The organism is Mycobacterium sp. NPDC051804, assembly GCF_044452905.1.
GTDB lineage: Bacteria > Actinomycetota > Actinomycetes > Mycobacteriales > Mycobacteriaceae > Mycobacterium.
Map to the genome: position 1 here is coordinate 728,688 of NZ_JBITCD010000003.1, position 19,355 is coordinate 748,042.

Annotated in this window: 19 protein-coding genes; 7 read left to right on the top strand and 12 right to left on the bottom strand. The window is 66.6% G+C overall.

What is annotated here, in order from left to right; all coding sequences use genetic code 11:
- Positions 1–31: 31 nt before the first annotated feature.
- Together ACIA48_RS14630 and ACIA48_RS14635 are read left to right on the top strand one after the other, a co-directional pair.
- Complete coding sequence (locus ACIA48_RS14630; RefSeq protein WP_396732308.1) at positions 32–1,924, top strand: gamma-glutamyltransferase family protein; 1,893 nt, start codon at positions 32–34, stop codon at positions 1,922–1,924.
- Positions 1,921–2,391 carry a GNAT family N-acetyltransferase gene (locus ACIA48_RS14635; RefSeq protein WP_396732311.1) on the top strand — a complete coding sequence of 157 codons (471 nt, stop codon included), beginning with the start codon at positions 1,921–1,923 and terminating at the stop codon, positions 2,389–2,391. The genes ACIA48_RS14630 and ACIA48_RS14635 overlap by 4 nt, the downstream gene beginning before the upstream one ends.
- Here the strand turns inward: ACIA48_RS14635 and ACIA48_RS14640 are convergent.
- The 4 genes from ACIA48_RS14640 to ACIA48_RS14655 form a co-directional block, all read right to left on the bottom strand.
- Positions 2,378–2,827 (bottom strand): PH domain-containing protein, encoded by a 450-nt coding sequence (locus ACIA48_RS14640; RefSeq protein WP_396732314.1) that lies wholly within the window; start codon positions 2,825–2,827, stop codon positions 2,378–2,380. The genes ACIA48_RS14635 and ACIA48_RS14640 overlap by 14 nt on opposite strands.
- Positions 2,824–3,306 carry a 6,7-dimethyl-8-ribityllumazine synthase gene (ribH, locus tag ACIA48_RS14645; protein ID WP_396732316.1) on the bottom strand — a complete coding sequence of 161 codons (483 nt, stop codon included), beginning with the start codon at positions 3,304–3,306 and terminating at the stop codon, positions 2,824–2,826. The genes ACIA48_RS14640 and ribH overlap by 4 nt, the downstream gene beginning before the upstream one ends.
- 74 nt (positions 3,307–3,380) lie before the next feature.
- Positions 3,381–4,706: a bifunctional 3,4-dihydroxy-2-butanone-4-phosphate synthase/GTP cyclohydrolase II gene (locus ACIA48_RS14650; protein ID WP_396732318.1), complete on the bottom strand. Its 1,326-nt coding sequence runs from the start codon at positions 4,704–4,706 to the stop codon at positions 3,381–3,383.
- 105 nt (positions 4,707–4,811) lie between these two features.
- Positions 4,812–5,432, bottom strand: coding sequence for a riboflavin synthase (locus tag ACIA48_RS14655; protein WP_396732321.1), 621 nt, complete (start codon positions 5,430–5,432; stop codon positions 4,812–4,814).
- 129 nt (positions 5,433–5,561) lie between these two features.
- On the opposite strand from ACIA48_RS14655, the gene ACIA48_RS14660 reads away from it, so the two are divergent.
- Both ACIA48_RS14660 and ACIA48_RS14665 read left to right on the top strand, forming a co-directional pair.
- Complete coding sequence (locus tag ACIA48_RS14660) at positions 5,562–6,251, top strand: LppX_LprAFG lipoprotein (protein ID WP_396732323.1); 690 nt, start codon at positions 5,562–5,564, stop codon at positions 6,249–6,251.
- Positions 6,251–7,951 carry an MFS transporter gene (locus ACIA48_RS14665; RefSeq protein ID WP_396732327.1) on the top strand — a complete coding sequence of 567 codons (1,701 nt, stop codon included), beginning with the start codon at positions 6,251–6,253 and terminating at the stop codon, positions 7,949–7,951. Before ACIA48_RS14660 ends, ACIA48_RS14665 begins: the two co-directional genes overlap by 1 nt.
- Before the next feature lie 7 nt (positions 7,952–7,958).
- Here ACIA48_RS14665 and ACIA48_RS14670 read toward each other — a convergent pair whose 3' ends face one another.
- On the bottom strand, positions 7,959–8,111 hold the full coding sequence (locus ACIA48_RS14670; protein ID WP_396732330.1) for a hypothetical protein: 153 nt from the start codon (positions 8,109–8,111) through the stop codon (positions 7,959–7,961).
- Positions 8,112–8,257: 146 nt separating this feature from the next.
- Here ACIA48_RS14670 and ACIA48_RS14675 point away from each other — a divergent pair, with 146 nt between their 5' ends.
- From ACIA48_RS14675 to ACIA48_RS14685, 3 genes are read left to right on the top strand one after another with little or no spacing between them, the layout of a single operon-like run.
- Positions 8,258–8,821 carry a type 1 glutamine amidotransferase domain-containing protein gene (locus ACIA48_RS14675; protein WP_396732333.1) on the top strand — a complete coding sequence of 188 codons (564 nt, stop codon included), beginning with the start codon at positions 8,258–8,260 and terminating at the stop codon, positions 8,819–8,821.
- Positions 8,822–8,866: 45 nt separating this feature from the next.
- Positions 8,867–9,916 (top strand): ABC transporter permease, encoded by a 1,050-nt coding sequence (locus tag ACIA48_RS14680; RefSeq protein ID WP_396732335.1) that lies wholly within the window; start codon positions 8,867–8,869, stop codon positions 9,914–9,916.
- Positions 9,917–9,919: 3 nt separating this feature from the next.
- Complete coding sequence (locus ACIA48_RS14685) at positions 9,920–10,969, top strand: ATP-binding cassette domain-containing protein (protein WP_396732338.1); 1,050 nt, start codon at positions 9,920–9,922, stop codon at positions 10,967–10,969.
- Here ACIA48_RS14685 and ribD read toward each other — a convergent pair.
- Genes ribD through ACIA48_RS14720 form a run of 7 tightly spaced genes read right to left on the bottom strand, consistent with a single transcriptional unit; the run spans position 10,966 to position 19,325 of the window.
- Positions 10,966–11,967 (bottom strand): bifunctional diaminohydroxyphosphoribosylaminopyrimidine deaminase/5-amino-6-(5-phosphoribosylamino)uracil reductase RibD, encoded by a 1,002-nt coding sequence (ribD, locus tag ACIA48_RS14690; protein ID WP_396732341.1) that lies wholly within the window; start codon positions 11,965–11,967, stop codon positions 10,966–10,968. The two genes, ACIA48_RS14685 and ribD, sit on opposite strands and share 4 nt — an antisense overlap.
- Entirely contained in the window at positions 11,964–12,641 is a 678-nt protein-coding gene (gene rpe, locus ACIA48_RS14695; protein ID WP_396732344.1) for a ribulose-phosphate 3-epimerase, read from the bottom strand. The genes ribD and rpe overlap by 4 nt, the downstream gene beginning before the upstream one ends.
- A gap of 4 nt (positions 12,642–12,645) precedes the next feature.
- Entirely contained in the window at positions 12,646–14,019 is a 1,374-nt protein-coding gene (locus ACIA48_RS14700; RefSeq protein WP_396732347.1) for an RsmB/NOP family class I SAM-dependent RNA methyltransferase, read from the bottom strand.
- Positions 14,020–14,026: 7 nt separating this feature from the next.
- Complete coding sequence (fmt, locus tag ACIA48_RS14705; protein WP_396732350.1) at positions 14,027–14,956, bottom strand: methionyl-tRNA formyltransferase; 930 nt, start codon at positions 14,954–14,956, stop codon at positions 14,027–14,029.
- 34 nt (positions 14,957–14,990) lie between these two features.
- Positions 14,991–15,527 carry a LemA family protein gene (locus tag ACIA48_RS14710; protein ID WP_396732353.1) on the bottom strand — a complete coding sequence of 179 codons (537 nt, stop codon included), beginning with the start codon at positions 15,525–15,527 and terminating at the stop codon, positions 14,991–14,993.
- On the bottom strand, positions 15,521–17,341 hold the full coding sequence (locus ACIA48_RS14715) for a DUF2207 domain-containing protein (RefSeq protein ID WP_396732355.1): 1,821 nt from the start codon (positions 17,339–17,341) through the stop codon (positions 15,521–15,523). The genes ACIA48_RS14710 and ACIA48_RS14715 overlap by 7 nt, the downstream gene beginning before the upstream one ends.
- Before the next feature lie 37 nt (positions 17,342–17,378).
- A complete protein-coding gene (locus ACIA48_RS14720; protein WP_396732880.1) occupies positions 17,379–19,325 on the bottom strand; it encodes a primosomal protein N' in 1,947 nt (648 codons plus the stop codon).
- Between the last annotated feature and the right edge of the window lie 30 nt (positions 19,326–19,355).

Here is a 19,355-nt window from a genome sequence, read left to right on the forward strand (position 1 = left end):
CGGACGGGTCCTGATGAACTACCGTCGGGTCATGCGGATCTCGTCGCTGATAAGAGCGGCGGCCCCGCTGGCCGGGGTCGTCCTGGTGCTGGCTGCGTGCGGCACGGAACACACGACAGAGCCCAGCGCGGCCGAACCGTGCGCCATTGTCGACAACGGATCCCCCAAACCGTCCGGATACCGCACGGACATGACTGCCGTGCGCACCAGCGGCTACTCGGTGGCCACCGCCAACCCGCTGGCCACCCAGGCCGGATGCGAAGTGCTCCGCGACGGCGGGACGGCCGCCGACGCGCTGATTGCCGCGCAAGCGGTGCTCGGCCTGGTCGAGCCGCAATCGTCCGGCCTCGGCGGCGGTGGCTTTCTGCTGTACTACGACGCTGCGGCAGGTTCGGTACAGGCGTACGACGGCCGCGAGGTCGCACCTGCGGCCGCGACGGAGAACTATCTGCGCTGGATTTCCGACACAGACCGCACCAAACCCAAGCCCGACGCCCGCGCATCCGGGCGCTCCATAGGTGTCCCCGGCATCGTGCGGCTCATGCAGGACATCCACGCCGAGCACGGCAAGACCGGTTGGCGCGACCTGTTCGACCCCGCCGTCGCCCTCGCCGACGACGGCTTCGACATCAGCGCTCGGCTGGCCGGAGCCATCGCCGACTCCGCGGAACAACTCAAAGCCGATCCGCAGGCCGCCGAATATTTCCTCAATCCCGACGGCGGTCCCAAGACCGAAGGAACGAGCCTGACCAACCCTGCGTACGCAAAGACACTGGGGGTCATCGCATCTGACCCCCAATCGTTCTATACCGGTGCGGTTGCCGACGCGATCGTCGCTGCTGCGGCCGACACGTCCGGCGGGCGTACCCCAAGTCAATTGACGACCGAAGACCTGGCCGGCTACACCGTCAAGAAACGCGAGGCGCTCTGTTCGCCGTACCGCGGCAAGGAAATCTGCGGCATGCCGCCGCCGTCGTCGGGCGGTATCGCAGTCGCAGCGACGCTGGGCGTACTCGAACACTTCGCTATGGCCGACCACAAGCCCGGGGACATCGACCTCAACGGGGGCAGACCCTCGGTGATGGGCGTCCATCTGATCTCTGAGGCCGAGCGGCTGGCCTACGCCGACCGCGACAAGTACGTTGCCGACACCGATTTCGTGCCGCTACCCGGTGGCACGCCCAACACCTTGATCAACAGCGCCTACCTCACCGGCCGCGCAGCGTTGATCTCCGAGCAGCGGTCGATGGGCACCGCGAAACCAGGCGAGTTCGGTCCGCCGGCGGCCCCGGCGCCCCCGACACCCGAACACGGGACAAGTCAGATCAGCATCATCGACGCGCAGGGCAACGCGGCTTCGATGACGACGACGGTCGAATCCGCATTCGGCTCCTACCACATGGTCGACGGCTTCATTCTCAACAACCAACTCACCGACTTCTCGGCAGACCCGATCGGACCCGACGGCGCCCCGGTAGCCAACCGGATTCAGCCCGGTAAACGGCCGCGCAGCACCATGGCGCCGACCATCGTGTTCGACCAACCCGCACCCGGCCGGCCAGACGCCAAAGGACCGCTGTACGCGGTTGTAGGATCGCCGGGCGGCGGCGTCATCATCCAGTTCGTCGTCAAAACCATTGTCGGCATGCTGGATTGGGGGCTCAACCCGCAACAGGCGGTGTCGATGGTCGACTTCGGCGCCGCGAACACACCGAAGACCAACGTCGGCGGCGAGCACCCCGTTATCGACACCTCCGATAACGGCGACCACGATCCACTCGTGGTCGGTCTGCGAAAGCTGGGACATCAGGTCGATCTCGCCGACCAGTCGAGCGGACTGTCCGCGATCATCCGCGCCGACGACGGCCTTGTCGGTGGCGCCGACCCACGGCGCGAGGGGCTGGTGATGGGCGACACCGGATGACCACCGAGGTCATCCGCTTCACTGAGTCCGACTGGCGAGTCTTCGCCGCGATCCGGTTGCGCGCCCTGATCGACGCGCTCGGCGAACGCGATCCGCAGTACCAGAAGGAGTCCGCGTTCACTGCGGCCCAGTGGCGGCGCCGGATACGCAATCACGCGCAGTTCGCAACGCTGGTCGATGGTCGCCCCGTCGGGTTTATCTCCGCGCAGCAGGAGAACCTCGACTCGGTGTATCTCTACTCGCTGTGGCTGGATCCGGCCGTCCGCGGCAAGGGCCTGGCGCGCCCGTTAGTGGCCGCAGCGGTGGACTGGGCGCGCGACCAACACGTGCAGACCATCACGTTGCGGGTGGTTGCCAACAACCTGGCCGCACGCGCCATCTACGAAAGCCTGGGTTTTGCGTTTGTCGCGACAGCAGAAACCACTGAACCCCGAGACGAAGTGGCGATGACGCTCAGCGTGAGTTGATGCCCTTGTAGCGGCTGAGAAGTCCACGAACGGTGTCCATCGCTTCGACTGCCCGGCCTTTGTCGACAGCCTGAATCGCCAGCACCGGGACGTACTCGTCGTCGGGCAGGTCCACCCTGGCCCAGCGCGCGCCCGGATGGAAGGACACGTCGACAACGTCTGACCACGGAATCAGCCGATAGGTCAACAGGTTCCGCACCGCGACCCCCTGGGCGCCGACGCGGATGCGTGGCCGGGAGAACATCAGCACGAGGGCGGCGATGACGACACCGAGCAGGGCGATCGCCACCTGATCGGCGGTTGTGAAGATCACACCGGTAGACGCAATCTTCAACAGAGCCCCGACAGTCACATGTGCCGCCAGAATGAGCACTGCCGCGCCGTACGCGAAATACGGTGTCAGATGGGGCCGTATCTCGACATCCCAATCGCTCATGATCGCTGCCGCAGGTCGCGCAACGTCAACGCGGTGGATATCGCAGCTGCCGCGGCCTGCGCACCCTTGTCCTCGGCTGAATCGGGCAGGCCCGCACGATCCAGAGCCTGCTGTTCGTTGTTCGTGGTGAGGACGCCGTTGGCGACCGGGGTCGACGCGTCCAAGGACACGCGGGTCAGTCCCTGCGTGACAGCGTCGCAGACGTAGTCGAAATGTGGTGTCTGCCCGCGGATCACGACGCCCAGCGCGACGACGGCGTCATGACTAGCCGCCAATGCCTGTGCGACGACGGGGATCTCGATGGCCCCCAAGACCCGTACTACCGTCGGATCGGTGACCCCGGCGTCCGCGGCGACCTTGAGCGCACCATCGAGCAGCGCATCACAAATGGTTTCGTGCCATGTGCTCGCGACGATGGCCAGACTCAGACCCGAGGCGTCGAGCTGAGGCAGATCGGGAACGCCTGCGCCTCCGCTCAATTCAGGACTCCGTCCTGGCTGCTCAATTCAGAACTCCGTTCTGGCCGCTCAACTCAGAACTCCGTTCTGGCTGCTCACAGGGCTCCACCGAGATCCCGCTCGGGCGGCGTGCGATCACCGAGTAGGTACACACCCTCTTCGTACGAATCCATGGTCACGGCTTCGTGGTACTCGTCGAGGCCTATGAGGTCGTGGCCCATCCGGTCGCGCTTGGTCATCAGGTACCGGATGTTCTCCGCGTTGGCGCGAACGGGTAGCGGAACACGTTCGATGATGTGGAGTCCGTAGCCGTCGAGGCCGACGCGCTTGGCCGGGTTGTTCGTGAGCAGCCGCATCGACCGCACCCCGAGATCGACCAGGATCTGGGCGCCGATGCCGTAGTCGCGCGCGTCGGCGGGCAGGCCGAGCTTCAGGTTGGCGTCGACGGTGTCCTCACCGGCGTCCTGCAGCTGGTAGGCCTGCAGCTTGTGCATCAGGCCGATACCGCGGCCCTCGTGGCCGCGCATGTACAGCACGATGCCGCGGCCTTCGCGGGCCACCATCGCCAATGCGGCGTCCAGCTGCGGGCCGCAGTCGCAGCGCCGGGAGCCGAACACGTCGCCGGTGAGGCATTCCGAGTGCACCCGGACGAGGACGTCGTGTCCGTCACCGTGCGGTCCGGCGATATCGCCCCGCACCAGCGCCACGTGCTCGACGTCTTCATAGATGCTGCTGTAGCCGACCGCGCGGAACTCGCCGTGCCGGGTCGGGATGCGGGCCTCGGCGATGCGCTCGATGTGCTTCTCGTGCTTGCGACGCCACTCGATGAGATCGGCGATCGAGATGAGGGCGAGATCATGCTCGTCGGCGAAGACCCGTAGCTCATCGGTCTGCGCCATGGCGCCTTCGTCTTTCTGGCTGACGATCTCGCAGATCGCTCCAGCAGGCTGAAGGCCGGCCAGCCGGGCCAAGTCGACTGCGGCCTCGGTGTGACCCGGACGGCGTAGCACGCCACCGTCTTTGGCGCGCAATGGCACGACATGGCCGGGGCGAGTGAAGTCATCGGCAACGCTGGTCGGGTCGGCCAGCACCCGCATCGTGGTGGCGCGGTCCGAGGCCGAAATACCGGTTCCGACATCCTTTTTCGCGTCCACAGTAACTGTGTAAGCGGTGCCGTGCTTGTCCTGGTTGACCGCGTACATCGGCAACAGCCCCAGCTTGTCGCAGATCGCGCCGTCGAGCGGCACGCACAGATACCCGGATGTATAGCGCACCATGAACGCCACAAGCTCGGGAGTCGCCTTCTCGGCGGCGAAAATCAGATCGCCTTCGTTCTCGCGATCCTCGTCGTCGATGACCACCACGGCCTTACCCGCGGCGATGTCGGCGACCGCCCGCTCCACGGTGTCAAGCCTCGTCACCACATCAGTATGAACCACCCAGGCCGAACTCTTATTCTCGCTCCCCTGACCTGGGGTTTAAGCCTCTCAATGGCGCTTTTGACAGAGTGCCGGCACCGGTAGATGTCAGTCGCCCGAAGCGTCGAAAGAGCCGTCTTTCGCATCGAGCAGTCGCTCAACATATTTGGCGATGATGTCGACCTCGAGGTTGACCGACGTGCCGACCCCGGCCTGGCCGAGTGTCGTCAGCTCGAGGGTCGTCGGGATCAGCGAGATCTCGAACCAGTCGTGGCCCACGGCGGAGACCGTCAGCGACACCCCGTCAACCGTGATGGAGCCTTTCTCGACCACGTACCGACTCAGCGACATCGGCAACGCGATTCGCACGACCTCCCAGTGCTCCGCTGCAGTGCGCGCGATCACATGGCCGGTGCCGTCTACGTGGCCCTGCACGATGTGACCACCCAGGCGGCTGTTCACGGCGGCGGCGCGTTCCAGATTGACTCGACTGCCCACACCGACACCGCGCAGGCTGGACCTGTTCAGCGTCTCGCCCATCACATCGGCGGTGAACGCACCGTCAGCACGCACCTCGACGACGGTCAAGCACACACCGTTCACCGCGATCGAGTCGCCATGCCCGGCATCGGAGGTGACGACGGGGCCACGGATTTCGAACCGCGCGGCGTCGCCGAGGTCTTCCTTGCCGACGATTTCGCCCATTTCTTCGACGATTCCGGTGAACACGACGCCAGAGTAATCGCCCGAGTCCAGTCAATCGACGACACGCCGAAATACCAGCTCAGGCGCCACATTGCCGGCGCTGCTCGTGACCGGGCACCGCCTCGGCAAAGGCCCACCCACTACGATGCAGTCATGCCGACCCGCCTCTTGGCGATCTTCGCCGCGCTGTTTACTTCCGTCGCTCTGCTCGCAGGGTGTTCCAGCTCCGAGGACAACTCGCCGCTGCCCGATGCCACAACGCTTCTGCAGCAGTCCGCCGAGACCACCAAGGGCCAAACGAGCGTGCACCTCTCGCTATCGGTCCAGGGCGAGATCGCAGCACTTCCGATCGAGTCTCTCGAGGGCAATCTGACCACTGCGCCCGCGGTCGCCGCGGAGGGTAAGGCCAACATCCTGGTTATGGGTCAGCGCTTGGAAGGCGTCAGCTTCGTCGTCGTCGACGGCGATCTATACGGCGCGATAACCGCGGGGGCCTTCCAGAATTTCGGGCCGGCCGCCGAAATCTTTGATGTGTCGGTAATTCTGTCGCCGGACCGAGGTCTGGCCAACGTGCTATCCAACTTCTCCGAGACGAAGGCAGATGGTCGAGAGACCGTGAGCGGTGTCAAGACAGTCCGTGTGACGGGGAAGGTCAGCGCTGACGCCGTGAACAAGATCGCAAACCTCGGAGTCACGGAACCGGTGCCCGGCACGGCGTGGATATCCGAAGAAGGCAAACACGAACTGATGCAAATCAAGTTGGAGCCGACCCCGGGTAACAGTGTCTCGATGACGCTGTCGGACTGGGGTAAGCCCGTAACGGTCACCAAGCCCGCGGTCTGATGCAGACGTCGACCGAAGCCGCCCAACCGGTGACGTCTGGCCGGCGCATCGCGATCAGCGCCGGCAGCCTGGCGGTACTGCTCGGTGCTCTCGACACCTATGTCGTGATCACGATCATGACCGACATCATGAGTGACGTCGGGATCGGTGTTAATCAGATCCAGAAGGTCACGCCGATCATCACGGTGTATCTGCTCGGCTACATCGCGGCGATGCCGCTACTGGGCCGGGCGTCGGACCGCTTTGGCCGAAAGATGTTGCTGCAGGCCAGCCTTCTTGGATTCGCCGTCGGTTCGGTAGTGACAGCGATGTCCACCGATCTCGACATCCTCGTCATCGGCCGCCTGATCCAGGGCATGGCAAGCGGCGCGCTGCTGCCGGTCACCCTGGCGCTCGCCGCCGACCTGTGGTCCAGCCGCAACCGTGCGGCGGTACTCGGTGGCGTGGGCGCCGCCCAGGAGCTCGGCAGTGTGCTCGGGCCCATCTACGGCATCGCCCTGGTCTGGGTCTTCCACCACTGGCAGTCGGTGTTCTGGGTCAACGTGCCGCTCGCGCTGATCGCGATGGTGATGATCCACTTCAGCCTTCCCTCCCGGGAAAAGCCGGAGAATCCGGAGAAGGTCGACGTCGTCGGTGGCCTGCTGCTCGCGCTCACCCTGGGACTGGCGACCTTTGGCCTGTACAACCCCGCTCCCGACGGAAAACAGGTGCTGCCGAGCAACGGCCTACCGCTGCTCATCGGCGCACTGGTCGCGGCCGTGGCGTTCTTCGTGTGGGAGCGGTTCGCGAAAACCCGGCTGATCGAACCCGCGGGCGTGCATTTCCGGCCGTTCCTCGCGGCGTTGGGCGCTTCTCTCGTCGCGGGCGCGGCGCTGATGGTCACCCTGGTCAACGTGGAACTGTTCGGGCAGGGTGTACTCGGTCAGGATCAGATCGACGCCGCCTTCCTCTTGCTGCGGTTTCTCGTCGCATTACCGATCGGCGCTCTGCTCGGCGGCTGGATCGCCACCCGAATCGGCGACAGGCTCGTCGCCTGCGCCGGGTTGCTGATCGCCGCGGGCGGTTACTACCTGGTTGCACAGTGGCCGGCGAATGTGCTGGAGGCCCGCCACGACCTGGGCTTCATCACGCTACCGATGCTGGACACCGACCTGGCAATCGCAGGTTTGGGGCTCGGCCTGGTCATCGGGCCGCTGACATCGGCGACCCTGCGTGTGGTTCCTGCCGCTCAGCACGGCATCGCCTCAGCGGCCGTCGTGGTCGCGCGGATGATCGGCATGCTGATCGGCGTCGCGGCACTGTCGGCTTGGGGTCTGTACAAGTTCAACCAGTATCTGCAGGAGCGGCTCGCAGCACTGCCGCCCGCGGATCCCGATTCCCCGGGCGGCATTCTGGTCGCCGCCTCTCGCCTGGCCGACGCATCCCGCCAGGCATACGTGCTGCAGTACGGCGAAATCTTCAAGATCACCTGTCTCGTCTGCGTGGTCGGAGCAGCACTCGCCCTGCTGATCAGTGGACGTCACGAGCACGCCGATGAGCCGGAGCCCGTAGATGATGCGCCGAAGCGGGTGCGCGTCGGCTCACCCGCCGACGACAACCCGACTCAGGCGCTCGAGACGCCGACCCACCGGATTTCGAGTCAATCCGCGGATGAGACGGCCCGGCTGGAGCAACCCCCAGGCCACCACCGACCCGAATAGGTTCGGGTCAGCAGCGCTCGAGTCCCCGGCCCATCAGGGTGGGCTCAGCTCGTGATTGCGGCTCGTCGGCGGAAATGCCCTTGATCGCGTCACAGATCAACGTCTTGATGTTCCGGGGATCCATTGGGCGATCACTGAGCCAATCCTGCAATGCAGTCATGCTCGTCGTCCTTCGTTCGTGCTCACCCGCGCAGCTCGTCGGTGAAAGCGCGATATTTGGTACGAGTGTACCGACGACGGCACCCCTGTTTGTTGCTCGCCACGCCGGGTATGCGTGGAAAAGCGACGATCAAAGGACGAAAATTCATGGGAACTTCACTGAATGGCAAGGTAATTGCGTTTCTGGTGGCGCCCGAAGGCGTCGAACAGGTCGAGTTGACCGAGCCGTGGAAAGCGGTCGAGGAGGCGGGCGGGACACCCGAACTCGTGTCGACGGAGGTCGGAAAGGTTCAAGGTTTCAACCACCTGACCCCGGCCGACACGTTCGAGGCGGACAAGGCCGCCGACAAGGTGTCGGCATCCGACTATGCCGCGCTGATACTGCCGGGCGGCGTCGCCAATCCCGACTTTCTGCGCACGAACAGCTCCGCCGTCGCCTTCGCCAAGGGCTTCTTCGATGAAGGTAAGCCTGTCGCGGTCATCTGCCACGGACCCTGGACGCTGGTCGAGGCCGACGTGGTTCGCGGCCGCACGATGACGTCGTGGCCGAGCGTGAAGACCGACCTCGTCAATGCCGGCGCGAATTGGGTCGATGACGAAGTCGTCGAATGCTCGCGTGGCCCAAACACATTGGTTTCCAGTCGCAAGCCCGATGACTTACCCGCCTTCTGCAAGTCGTTGGTCGGCGTCATTTCGAAGGTCAATTCGTAGCCAAACCCGACCCGCGAACGTGCAACCGTCGGTAACGTCGCCTCTATGCTGATGGCCGCGCTGCGCGACATGCAGTGGCGACGGCGGCGTTTCGTCATCGCGATACTGTCCACGGCGATCATCTTCGCGATGACACTCGTTCTCACCGGCCTCGCCAACGGGTTCCGGGTGGAAGCCGACAAGACCGTCGATTCCCTCGGCGTGGACCTCTTCATCGTCAAGGCCGGGGCGTCAGGTCCGTTTGTCGGGGCGACGCCGTATGCGCCGGTGGAACTCCGCAGGATCGCAAATGCGCCTGGCGTCGAGGCCGCCGCTCCCCTGGCTTACGCGGGCGGTACCGCCACGCTCGACGGTACGACGCGCAACGTGGACATCTTCGGCGCGCCGGAGCACGGACCGGGTATGCCCGCGGTATCCGAGGGCCGGCCGCCGTCGACGCGGGACGAGGTCGCGGTGTCGAGCACGCTCGGCAAGGGCATCGATGCCGAGGTCGAAATCGCCTCGCGCAAGCTGCGCATCGTCGGCATCGTGGAGAACTCCACCGCGTTGGCGAATCTGCCGAACGTGTTCCTCACCACCGAGGGCGCACAACAACTGGTCTATGCAGGCGAGCCACTCGTCGCATCGATTGGGGTACGCGGCAACCTCGACGAGGCTCCGCCCGGATACCGCGCAATCGATCGCAACGGTGCCGTCGACGATCTGCTGCGGCCGCTGAAGGTAGCCGTCAACTCGATCACGATCGTGGCCGTTCTGCTGTGGGTGGTCGCCGCGCTCGTCGTGGGTTCGGTGATCTATCTGTCGGCGCTCGAACGTCTGCGAGACTTCGCGGTGTTCAAGGCGATTGGCGTGCCCACCAAGGCCATCGCCGCCGGACTCGCGATGCAGGCGATCATCGTGGCGCTGCTCGCAGCGCTTGTCGGCGCCGGACTTTCGATGCTGCTCGGCCCGCTGTTCCCAATGCAGGTCATCGTTCCCGGCGGGGCGTTCATCGCGCTGCCCGCCATCGCCATCCTCATCGGGTTGATCGCCAGCGCAACAGGATTGCACCGCGCAGTCGCCGTCGACCCCGCGCTTGCCTTCGGAGGTCCCTGAGCCGTGGGCGATCTGAGCATTCAGGACCTGGTGGTCGAGTACGCCAGCGGCACCGACACCGTCCGGCCCATCAACGGCTTCAACCTCGATGTGTCCGCCGGCTCGCTCGTGATTCTGATGGGCCCGAGCGGTTGCGGCAAGACGACGCTCCTGTCGTGTCTGGGCGGCATCCTGAAGCCCAGCTCGGGCGCCATCAAGTTTGGCAACGTCGACGTGACATCGCTTGAGGGTCACGAGCTCTCGAACTATCGCCGTGAAACCGTCGGCATCGTGTTCCAGGCGTTCAATCTCGTGCCGAGCCTGACTGCGCTGGAGAATGTCATGGTGCCGCTGCTCGCGGCCGGCCAACCGCGGCGCGCGGCCCACAAGCGCGCCGGACAGCTGCTTGCGCGCGTCGGCCTTGAGGAGCGGATGTCCCATCGTCCAGGTGATCTCAGCGGAGGCCAACAGCAGCGGGTGGCGGTCGCGCGCGCAATTGCACTCGATCCGCCGCTGATCCTGGCCGACGAGCCCACCGCGCACCTGGACTTCATTCAGGTGGAGGAGGTGCTGCGGCTCATCCGCGAACTCGCCAGCGGCGACCGGATGGTCGTCGTCGCAACTCACGACAGCCGGATCCTGCCGCTGGCCGACCGCGTGGTCGAACTCGTTCCCGATTTCGCGTCGACGGATCGCGCTCCCGACACCATCGAATTGGAGGCCGGCGACGTCCTGTTCGAGCAGGGCACGATGGGCGAGCTGATCTACGTTGTATCCGAGGGAGAACTCGAAATTGTCCGCGAATTGGCCAGCGGCGGTGAGGAATTACAGAAGCTGGCCAAGCGCGGCGACTATCTCGGCGAGATCGGGCCGGTGTTTCATCTACCGCGCTCGGCGACGGTGCGGGCGCGCACTGAGGCGACGGTCATCGGCTATACCGTGCGCGCGTTCCGGGAGCGGCTCGGCGTTGGCGGTATCCGCGATCTGATCGAGCACCGGCCGTTGAAGTCCGATCCTGACGCCGAATCCGACCCTGACGCTGAACTCGACCCGGGTGCCGAACCCGACGATTAGTTCGGCACGAGGCTGAGCAGCACGTCGGGTCCGATCGATTCGACGCCGTCGAAGCGCCACCGCTGTGCGTGCGCGATCGACAGCACGCCGACGTCGTCGATCGCGGTGATCGGCCCGCCCAACAGGATTGGCCCCACATACGCCAGGATGCGGTTAATCACACCGGCACGGAGAAACGCGCCGGCGAGCGTCGGTCCACCTTCGAGCAGCACATCGGTGCGGTCCGACAGCGCTTTGAGCACCTCATGCGGATCCCGAGTACGAATCACCATCGTACGCGAATCGTCATTCAGAACCTTTGCCTCAGGGGATATTTCGCGTTCGCCAACAACAACCCGCAACGGCTGGCGTTCAGCGAGAGATCCGTCCGGCAGCCTGGCTGTCAGCAGCGGGTCATCGACGAAAACCGTGCCCGTGCCGACCAGCACCGCGTCCGCGACGGCACGCCTGCGGTGCACGTCGGCGCGGGCCGCCTCACTGGTGATCCACTGGCTCGAGCCGTCCGCCGCGGCGCTACGGCCGTCGACGCTGGTGGCGAATTTCCATGTCACATGCGGCAACCCGGTGCGCTGTTTGTGCAGCCACTCCCTCAGCGGCCCACCGGCGACGTGATCAGCCAGCACCCCGGCTGTCACCTCGAGGCCGATGTCGGCAAGGCGCGCCGCACCACCCGCCGCAACCGGATTCGGGTCGGGGACGGCATACGCCACAGCTGAAACACCGGCCGCGACAAGCGCATCCACACACGGCGGCGTGCGGCCGTGGTGATTGCACGGTTCCAGCGTCACCACCGCTGTGCCGCCGACAGCGCGCTCCCCCGCTCGGCGCAGAGCCAGCACCTCGGCATGCGGTCCGCCCGGCGGATCGGTCGCGCCGACTCCGGCAACGTCGTTGTCGCTGTCCAGGATCACCGCGCCCACCGGCGGATTGGGATATGTCGCACCCTTTACCCGGTCGGCCTGTTCGATCGCCAGCCGCATCGCGGCCTCGAGGTTCATAGCGCCAGGTGCTTGGATGCCACTGCCGCCTGACGGCGCAACGACTCCACGGCGACCGCGGGGTCGGCGGCGCTGTAAACCGCCGAGCCGGCCACGAAGCAGTCCACTCCGGCCAGTGCTGCCTCTTCGATGGTGTCGTCGTTGATGCCGCCGTCGATCTCGACGACGATCGTCAGCTCGCCCGAGTCGACCAGCCGGCGAATGGTCCCGACTTTCGGCAGGACCTCGGGGATGAACTTCTGGCCGCCGAATCCCGGCTCGACGGACATGATGAGCACAGTGTCGAATTCGCGCAGAATCTCTAGGTAGGGCTCGATCGGTGTACCGGGCTTGACGGAGAGCCCGGCCTTCGCCCCTGCGGCGCGGATATCGCGGGCCACCCCGACCGGGTTTTCGGTCGCCTCGGCGTGAAAGGTGACGTTGTACGCACCTGCCTCGGCGTACGGCGGCGCCCAGCGTTCGGGATTGTCGATCATCAGATGGCAGTCCATCGGGATGTCGGTTCGCTTGAGCAACGCTTCGACGACCGGCAGCCCGATGGTGAGGTTTGGCACGAAATGGTTGTCCATCACGTCGACGTGCAACCAGTCCGCACCGGCTACGGCGGCGGCCTCGTCGCCCAGCTCGGCGAAGTCGGCGGCCAGAATCGACGGCGCGATCAGCGGCTTCGGCATGGCCTCACCCTACTTTGAGAGCGGCCGCGAACATCGCATCGGTTCCGTGCCGGTGCGGCCACAACTGCACGTGGGGCCCGTCCCCGAGGCCGTCCACCGGGTCGAAGAGCGGCCGGGTATCCAGCGCGGTCACCGGATGGCGGCGCAGCGCGTCGGCGACGATGCCTACCGTCTCGGCAAGGTGGGGCGAGCAGGTGGCATACAGCACCACACCGCCTGGTCGGGTGAGCCGGATCGCCGACGCCAGCAGCTCGCGCTGGAGTTTGGCCAGCTGCGGTACATCACCGGGCACCCGGCGCCAGCGCGCCTCGGGCCTGCGCCGAAGCGCGCCTAGCCCGGTGCACGGCGCATCGACCAGCACCCGGTCGAAACCGGGGTCGAGCCCCGGATCGCGGCCATCGACACGAAGCACGTCGACCGGGAGCCCCTCGGTGTTCTGCTCGACGAGTTCGGCGCGGCGCTCGGCCGGTTCGACGGCGGTGACCCGGCCGCCATCGGCAAGTGCTGCCAGCAATGCCGTCTTGCCGCCGGGCCCCGCGCAGAGATCCAGCCAGCGACCCGTATCCGGACCGTCCAGCTCGGCGAGAGTCAGCGCCCGGGCCACCAACTGGCTGCCCTCGTCCTGAACGAGTGCGGAGCCGTCTCGGATCGGCGCGAGCTGGCCGGGATCGCCACCGGGCAGGTACACCGCATACGGAGAGTAGCGGCCCACAGTGCCGTCGACCTGCTCGGCCAACTGCGCCGCGCTCAGCACACCGGGGCGCGCGGCCAGATGAACGGCAGGCCGGTCGTCATCGCTGGCCAACAGCGCGTTCAGCTGCCCGGCTTCCGCACCGAGCGCGTCGGCGAAGGCCTGCGCGATCCACCGGGGATGCGCGTGCACGAATGCCGCGTGTCCAATCGGATCGGTCATGGCATCGGGCGCCAGCTCACTGACCCAGCTCGCCTCGTCGCGGCCCGCGATTGTGCGCAGCACGCCGTTGACGAAACCTGCTCGTGCTGAATCGAATTCGATACCGGCCTGTTCAACCGTGGTGGACACCGCGGCGTGCGGCTCGACGCGGGTGCGCATGAGCTGGTACGTGCCCAGACGCAAGAGATCCAGCAGTACGGGGTCGATCTTGTCCGGCGAACGTCCCGCCGCCGCGCCGATGATCGCGTCCAGCAAGCCGCGGCTGCGGCAGGTGCCGTAGGTGAGTTCGGTCGCGAAGGCGGCGTCGCGGCCGGTGATTCCGCGGTCGCGCAGCATTGCGGGCAGCGCCAGGTTGGCGTAGGCGTCCTTCTCCGAAACGGCGCGCAGGACATCGAACGCGGCCTGGCGGGCCGGGTCGAGAGGCTTGCGGCGCGTTTGGCGTTTGGGATTGCGGGGCTTGGTCATTCGCGTGTCACTCGGCTCTTGTCGATTCGTCGAGCCGGGCACCACGCGCCCAATCGGCGGCGTTCATCGGCTTCTTGCCCGGGGCCTGGACGAGACCGAGCGCGACGGGCTGCGATCCGGTGCCGACATGTACGGCTTTGCGTTCGACCCGAATTGCGCCGGGCGCGAGGGTCTCAGCAGATTCCTCGACAGTGACGGGCCCGAGCTTCACTCGCATCTCCCCGATCATCGTCCAGGCGCCGGGGTTTGGGGTGACAGCCCGGATACGGCGCTCGGCGACGTGAGCGGGCAGGTCCCAGCGCACCCGAGCCTCCTCGACGGTGATCTTCGGTGCGATGGTGATCCCGTCGGGCGGTTGCGGTACGGCGGTCAGCGATCCGTCGGCGACGCCGTCGAGGGTCGTGGCCAACAGCGCCGCACCCGAGATCGACAGCCGCTCAAGCAGTTCTCCCGCGGTGTCGGTCGACCGCACGGTCTCGGTGACCACGCCGAAGACCGGTCCAGAGTCGAGCGCAGGTTCGATCTGAAAGGTGGTGGCGCCCGTCATGGTGTCGCCTGCGGCGATCGCCGCCTGTACGGGGGCGGCGCCGCGCCAGGCGGGCAGCAGCGAGAAATGCAGATTGATCCAGCCGCGCTTGGGTACCGCGAGTAGTCCCTCGCGTAGCAGCGCACCGTACGCGACGACGGCACAGCATTCGGGGTCCAGTGCGGCCAGCTCGCCGATGAACTCCTCGGAGTTGGGCTTGCTCGGTCGCAATACCGGGATGTCGTGCTCGAGCGCGAATCGGGCCACCGGCGACGGCGACGGTTTGCCGCGCCTACCGGAGGCGGCGTCGGGTCGCGTCAATACGGCGACAACGTCGTGACGTGGCGATTCGACAAGCCGCGCCAGCGAGGGCACAGCAGGCTCGGGGGTGCCGGCGAAGACAAGGCGCACCGCGCCAGTCTAGAAGTGCCTTACCGGCACCAATTCAACGAGGCGTCTGGTAGTACTCCTGCTCGCCCACGCCGGTCAGCGGCGCGACGAACATCCACGGGATGGTCGTGAGCAACCCGTTCAGAGTGGCCACCGAGTCGTTGTAATACTGACGGGCGAAGGCCAGCTTGTTCTCGGTGTCCGCCAAATTGTCCTGCAGATTCAGGAAGTTGTTCGATGAGTTGAGCTGCGGATAGCTCTGGCCGAGCGCCAGCAGCGGCGCCAGCGCGGAGTCGAGATCCTTCTCGGCGGCGCTGCGCTGGGCCACCGACTTGGTGCCGGTGGCCGTCGTCAGCGCGGCCCGCGCATTTGTGACGTGGTCGAGGATGCCCTTCTCATGCACCGCGAACGTCTGCACCGTATGCACGAGACTGGGAATCAGCGACGCCCGCCGCGTCAGCTCGACGTCGATGCCCGATAACGCCTCGGCGACCCGTACGTGCGCCGAGCGGATCTTGTTGTAGCCCAACACGAAGATGATCAACGCCGACAGCGCCAGCACCAGCACGATGACGAGCAGCAACCTCACCATGATCCGCCTCCTCCTCCACCACCACCACCACCACCGCCGCCAGAGCTGAAGCTGCTACTGCTGCTGCTGCCTCCACTCGATGACGACGACTGCGACGCGGTGTATGCACCGATCGACGATGACAGCGCGGACTCGAAGCTGTCGAAGTCCGGGCCACCGGAGCTCCCAACGAAGCCCGAGCTTCTCGACGACGACGAGTCATACCAATCGGGTTGCGGTGCAACCGTACCCGTCGTCGTCTCGTATTTCTTGGCCCACAACGCCGCGGCTCCTGCCGCCACCGCGAACGGAACGTATGCCATGTAGAGATCCTTGCGGGCCCCGAAGTCGAACCGCGCCTCGGACGAATCGGTGGTCAGCATGCGATGGAATCCGCCTGCGCGCGACCATAGTTCGCGGCCGGTGTCGGTTCGCCTGGTACCCACACCGTCTTTCCAGGACCCCACGGAGAACAGGAAGAACGCCGCGAACGGCAGTGCCCACATGGTGGTCGGAAAGCCCCACCGGAAGAAGCCGAACACCATCAGGATGAAGGCGATCGCGTTCGCGGTGCGCACCCACAGTTCCTTCTTGCGCTTGACCATCAGCCCGTTGTCGAAGGCCCACTTCTGGACCTCCTCGGCCATATCCGACTTGGCCTTGCTGAGCTTCTTACCCGCTTTCGCGGTCTGCTTGGCCTCGAATTCCCTGCCGGGCCCCTGCACGTTGAGCGCCTTCGCGACGGCGACGCTGACAGGGTCGATGGTGTTCCACGCGTCCCAGTCTGAGACCTTGCTGCGGATGTTCCATTGCTTGTCGTTCACCTGCCGCATGTCGATGAGTCCGCGGTCGGCAAGATAGAACAGCGTGGCGGTCAGACCGCTTTTCGGCACGCTCTCGGTGCGGATGTATTCGGTCTGCACCGGCCCCAGACCCGGCGGCGGCCCATACTGCAACGGGAAGCCCGGCGACGGTTCAACGGTGGTGCGGTAGTAGAGGATTGCGCCGAGCGCACCCGCCACGGTGAGGGCGAGTACCCACAGCACACCACCCAATGATTGGCCGAGGACGCGGTCCCACGCGAAGGACCACGGCACCTCGTTGCGGGGCGGCGTCGGCACGTCGACACCGGCGCGCAGCGTCACCGGGGTCCGCGGCGCCAGGTTCGTTGCCGACAACTCGACCCGGTTCCCGCTGACCGTCAGGTCGCCGCACGCCCGGCCGACGCCGAAGCCCACGGAGCACTGCGCCTGGCCGACGTCGCCCGGCAAGGTGACCGAGACATGGGCACGATCGATCTCGTTGTTCCACGCCTGCGCGATGACGTTCCAGAAGAAGACGGACGGTGACCTCGCGTCGTTACCGGTGGAGTCGGCGAATCTCTTGTTGGCGCCGGTTGTCCCGGCATCGAGGACGCCGTCGATGTTGTAGCGGATCTCGAAGACGTGCGTACCGTAGCTCAGGTACTCGTCCGGATCGCCGATCTTGGCGACCCGGAATCGCTCGCCGCCCTCCCAGAGCATCTGGTACGGCGCCGGCTGACCGTCGAGCAGGATCGACGTGATCTCCGGGATCTGACGCACTCCCGGGTCGTTCTGGTTGTCGACCGCCCAGTACTTGAAAAGTCCGTGCCGTCCGCCGGGGAATTCGGCCGTAATCGTCTCCACCGCGTCGAGACGGCCGCCTGCGCTGACGATGAGATCCACGTCGTAATTGCTGAAGACCACCGGATCGTCGGCGTCGGAGGCCTCGGACGACGGGCGGAACACCACCGGCCACAACACCCCAACGGCGATGAGCGCCAACGGAATCAGCATCAGAAAGAAGCGACGCACGCCAACCTCCTGTCCGCAGCGGGCCGGGCTGCCCGCATTACCCTATGTGCAGCGGGTCGATTTGCACACGAACCGCCTCGTGATCGCGCCGCGCGCTCAGCACACCGGAGGCGCGTCGCAGCGCCGCTGCGAGCGGTAGTCCGGCGTCGCGCGGCACTCGCACCAGCATCCGATTGACGGGCTTCTCCGGTGGCGTACCGGGCGGTCGACGGGCGCCGGGCGGCAGGTCGACGGGCCCCAACAGGGCAGCATTGTCAGGCAGTTCGGCGGTGTCGATCATCGCGCGCACGGCGTCGGGCGCTCCGTCGATGGCGGCCATATGCACCGCGGGAGGCAGACCAACCTCGGTGCGGGCATCGAGCTCGGCCTCGGCGTGGCCGACGGGGTCCCACCGGATCAGCGCCTGCACGGTGGGGATCGATGACTCCCCGACGACCGCCACCACGCCGCCGTCGGCGCGGCTGCGGACGAGCGCGGCGGCGGCCATCCAGCGGCGCAGCGCATCCTCGGACGCCCGCAGGTCCTGCCGTCCGAGCAGCGCCCACGTGTCGAGTAGCAAAGCCGCGCCGTAGCCACCGGTCGCGACCGGTTCTGCGCCGGGCGTCGCGACGATGACAGCCGGTTCCGCCGACACCGAAGCGACCATCGAGTCACCGCCCGATGTCACGACTGCGACGCCGGGAAAGGCGCGGCCCAATTCCTCGGCGGTGCGACGGGCGCCGATGACGACGGCGCGTACGGCGTCGGATCCGCAGCGAGTGCAACGCAGTACCGGTTCTTCGCGGCCGCACCACCGGCAGACCGCGCCTGCGGTGTCGCGCGACGGAAGCGACAACGGCCCGGTGCAGTTGCGGCAGCGCGCGATCGTGCGACAGCGATTGCATGCCAGGGCGGGCACATAGCCGCGGCGGGGCACTTGGACGAGCACAGGCATTCCCGACGTCAGCGCCGTCCGCGCGGCCTGCAGCGCCATCGACGGCAGCCGTGCCGTCCGCGCTGCCGGATCGCGTTCCTGGGCGAATCCACTGTCCTCGAGCGCGACCACCCGCGGGGATCGTGCGCGCACCTCCTGCCGGGTGGCCACGAGATCGTGCGCCCAGCCGCTGCGGACCAGCGCCTGCGCCTCGGCGGTCCGCGCATAACCACCGATCAACGATGCGCAACGCAGCTGGTGGGCCCGCAGCATCGCGACCTCCCTGGCGTGCGGGTAGGGCGCACGCGGCTCGGACAGCGTGTCGTCACCGTCGTCCCACACCAGCACCAGACCCAGGTTCGCCATGGGTGCGAACACCGCGCTGCGCGTCCCGATGACAATGCGGGCCGTGCCCCGCAACACCGACAACCACCGCCGATAGCGCTGTGCGGGGCCAAGACCCGCGGACAACGCGACCACATGGGCTTCGTCGACGAGCGCGACAGCCGCGGCGTGCATCGCGTCCACGTCGCGCTGGTCGGGCACGATCACCAGGGCGGCACGCCCGGAGTGCGCGGTCACCGCTGCCAATTCCGCGAGACGCTCGGGCCACCGTTCCCCCGGCAGTGCCTGCCACACCGCACGCGCGGCCCGCCCGTCGTGCAGGGCGGCGACGTACTGCTCGCCGCCCCGGTACGCCGCCCACGGCGAGGTGTCCACCGGCTGCTCCGCCAACGGCGTCTGCTGCGGCGGGGGCTGCTTCTCGACGTTCGCATGGCGCGGCGGGACGGCGAGCCGCAACACGTCGGCCCGGGTGCCCGCATAGCGGGCGGCAACGGCGTCGGCGAGCCTGCGGACGTCGGGCGTGAGCACCGGCTCGGCGGACACCACCCGGTCCAGCCAGCCAAGCTTTCCGACATGGTCTGTCTCTGAACGTCTTTCGAGAACGAACGCGTCGACGAGGCGACCGTGGAACCGCACCCGCACCCGCACGCCGGGCTGCGCATCGTCGGACTGTTCCGCGGAGACCAGATAGTCGAACTCGCGGTCGAGGTGTGGTACCGACAGCATCGGGAGCACGCGCGCGATCGGCTCGTGCTC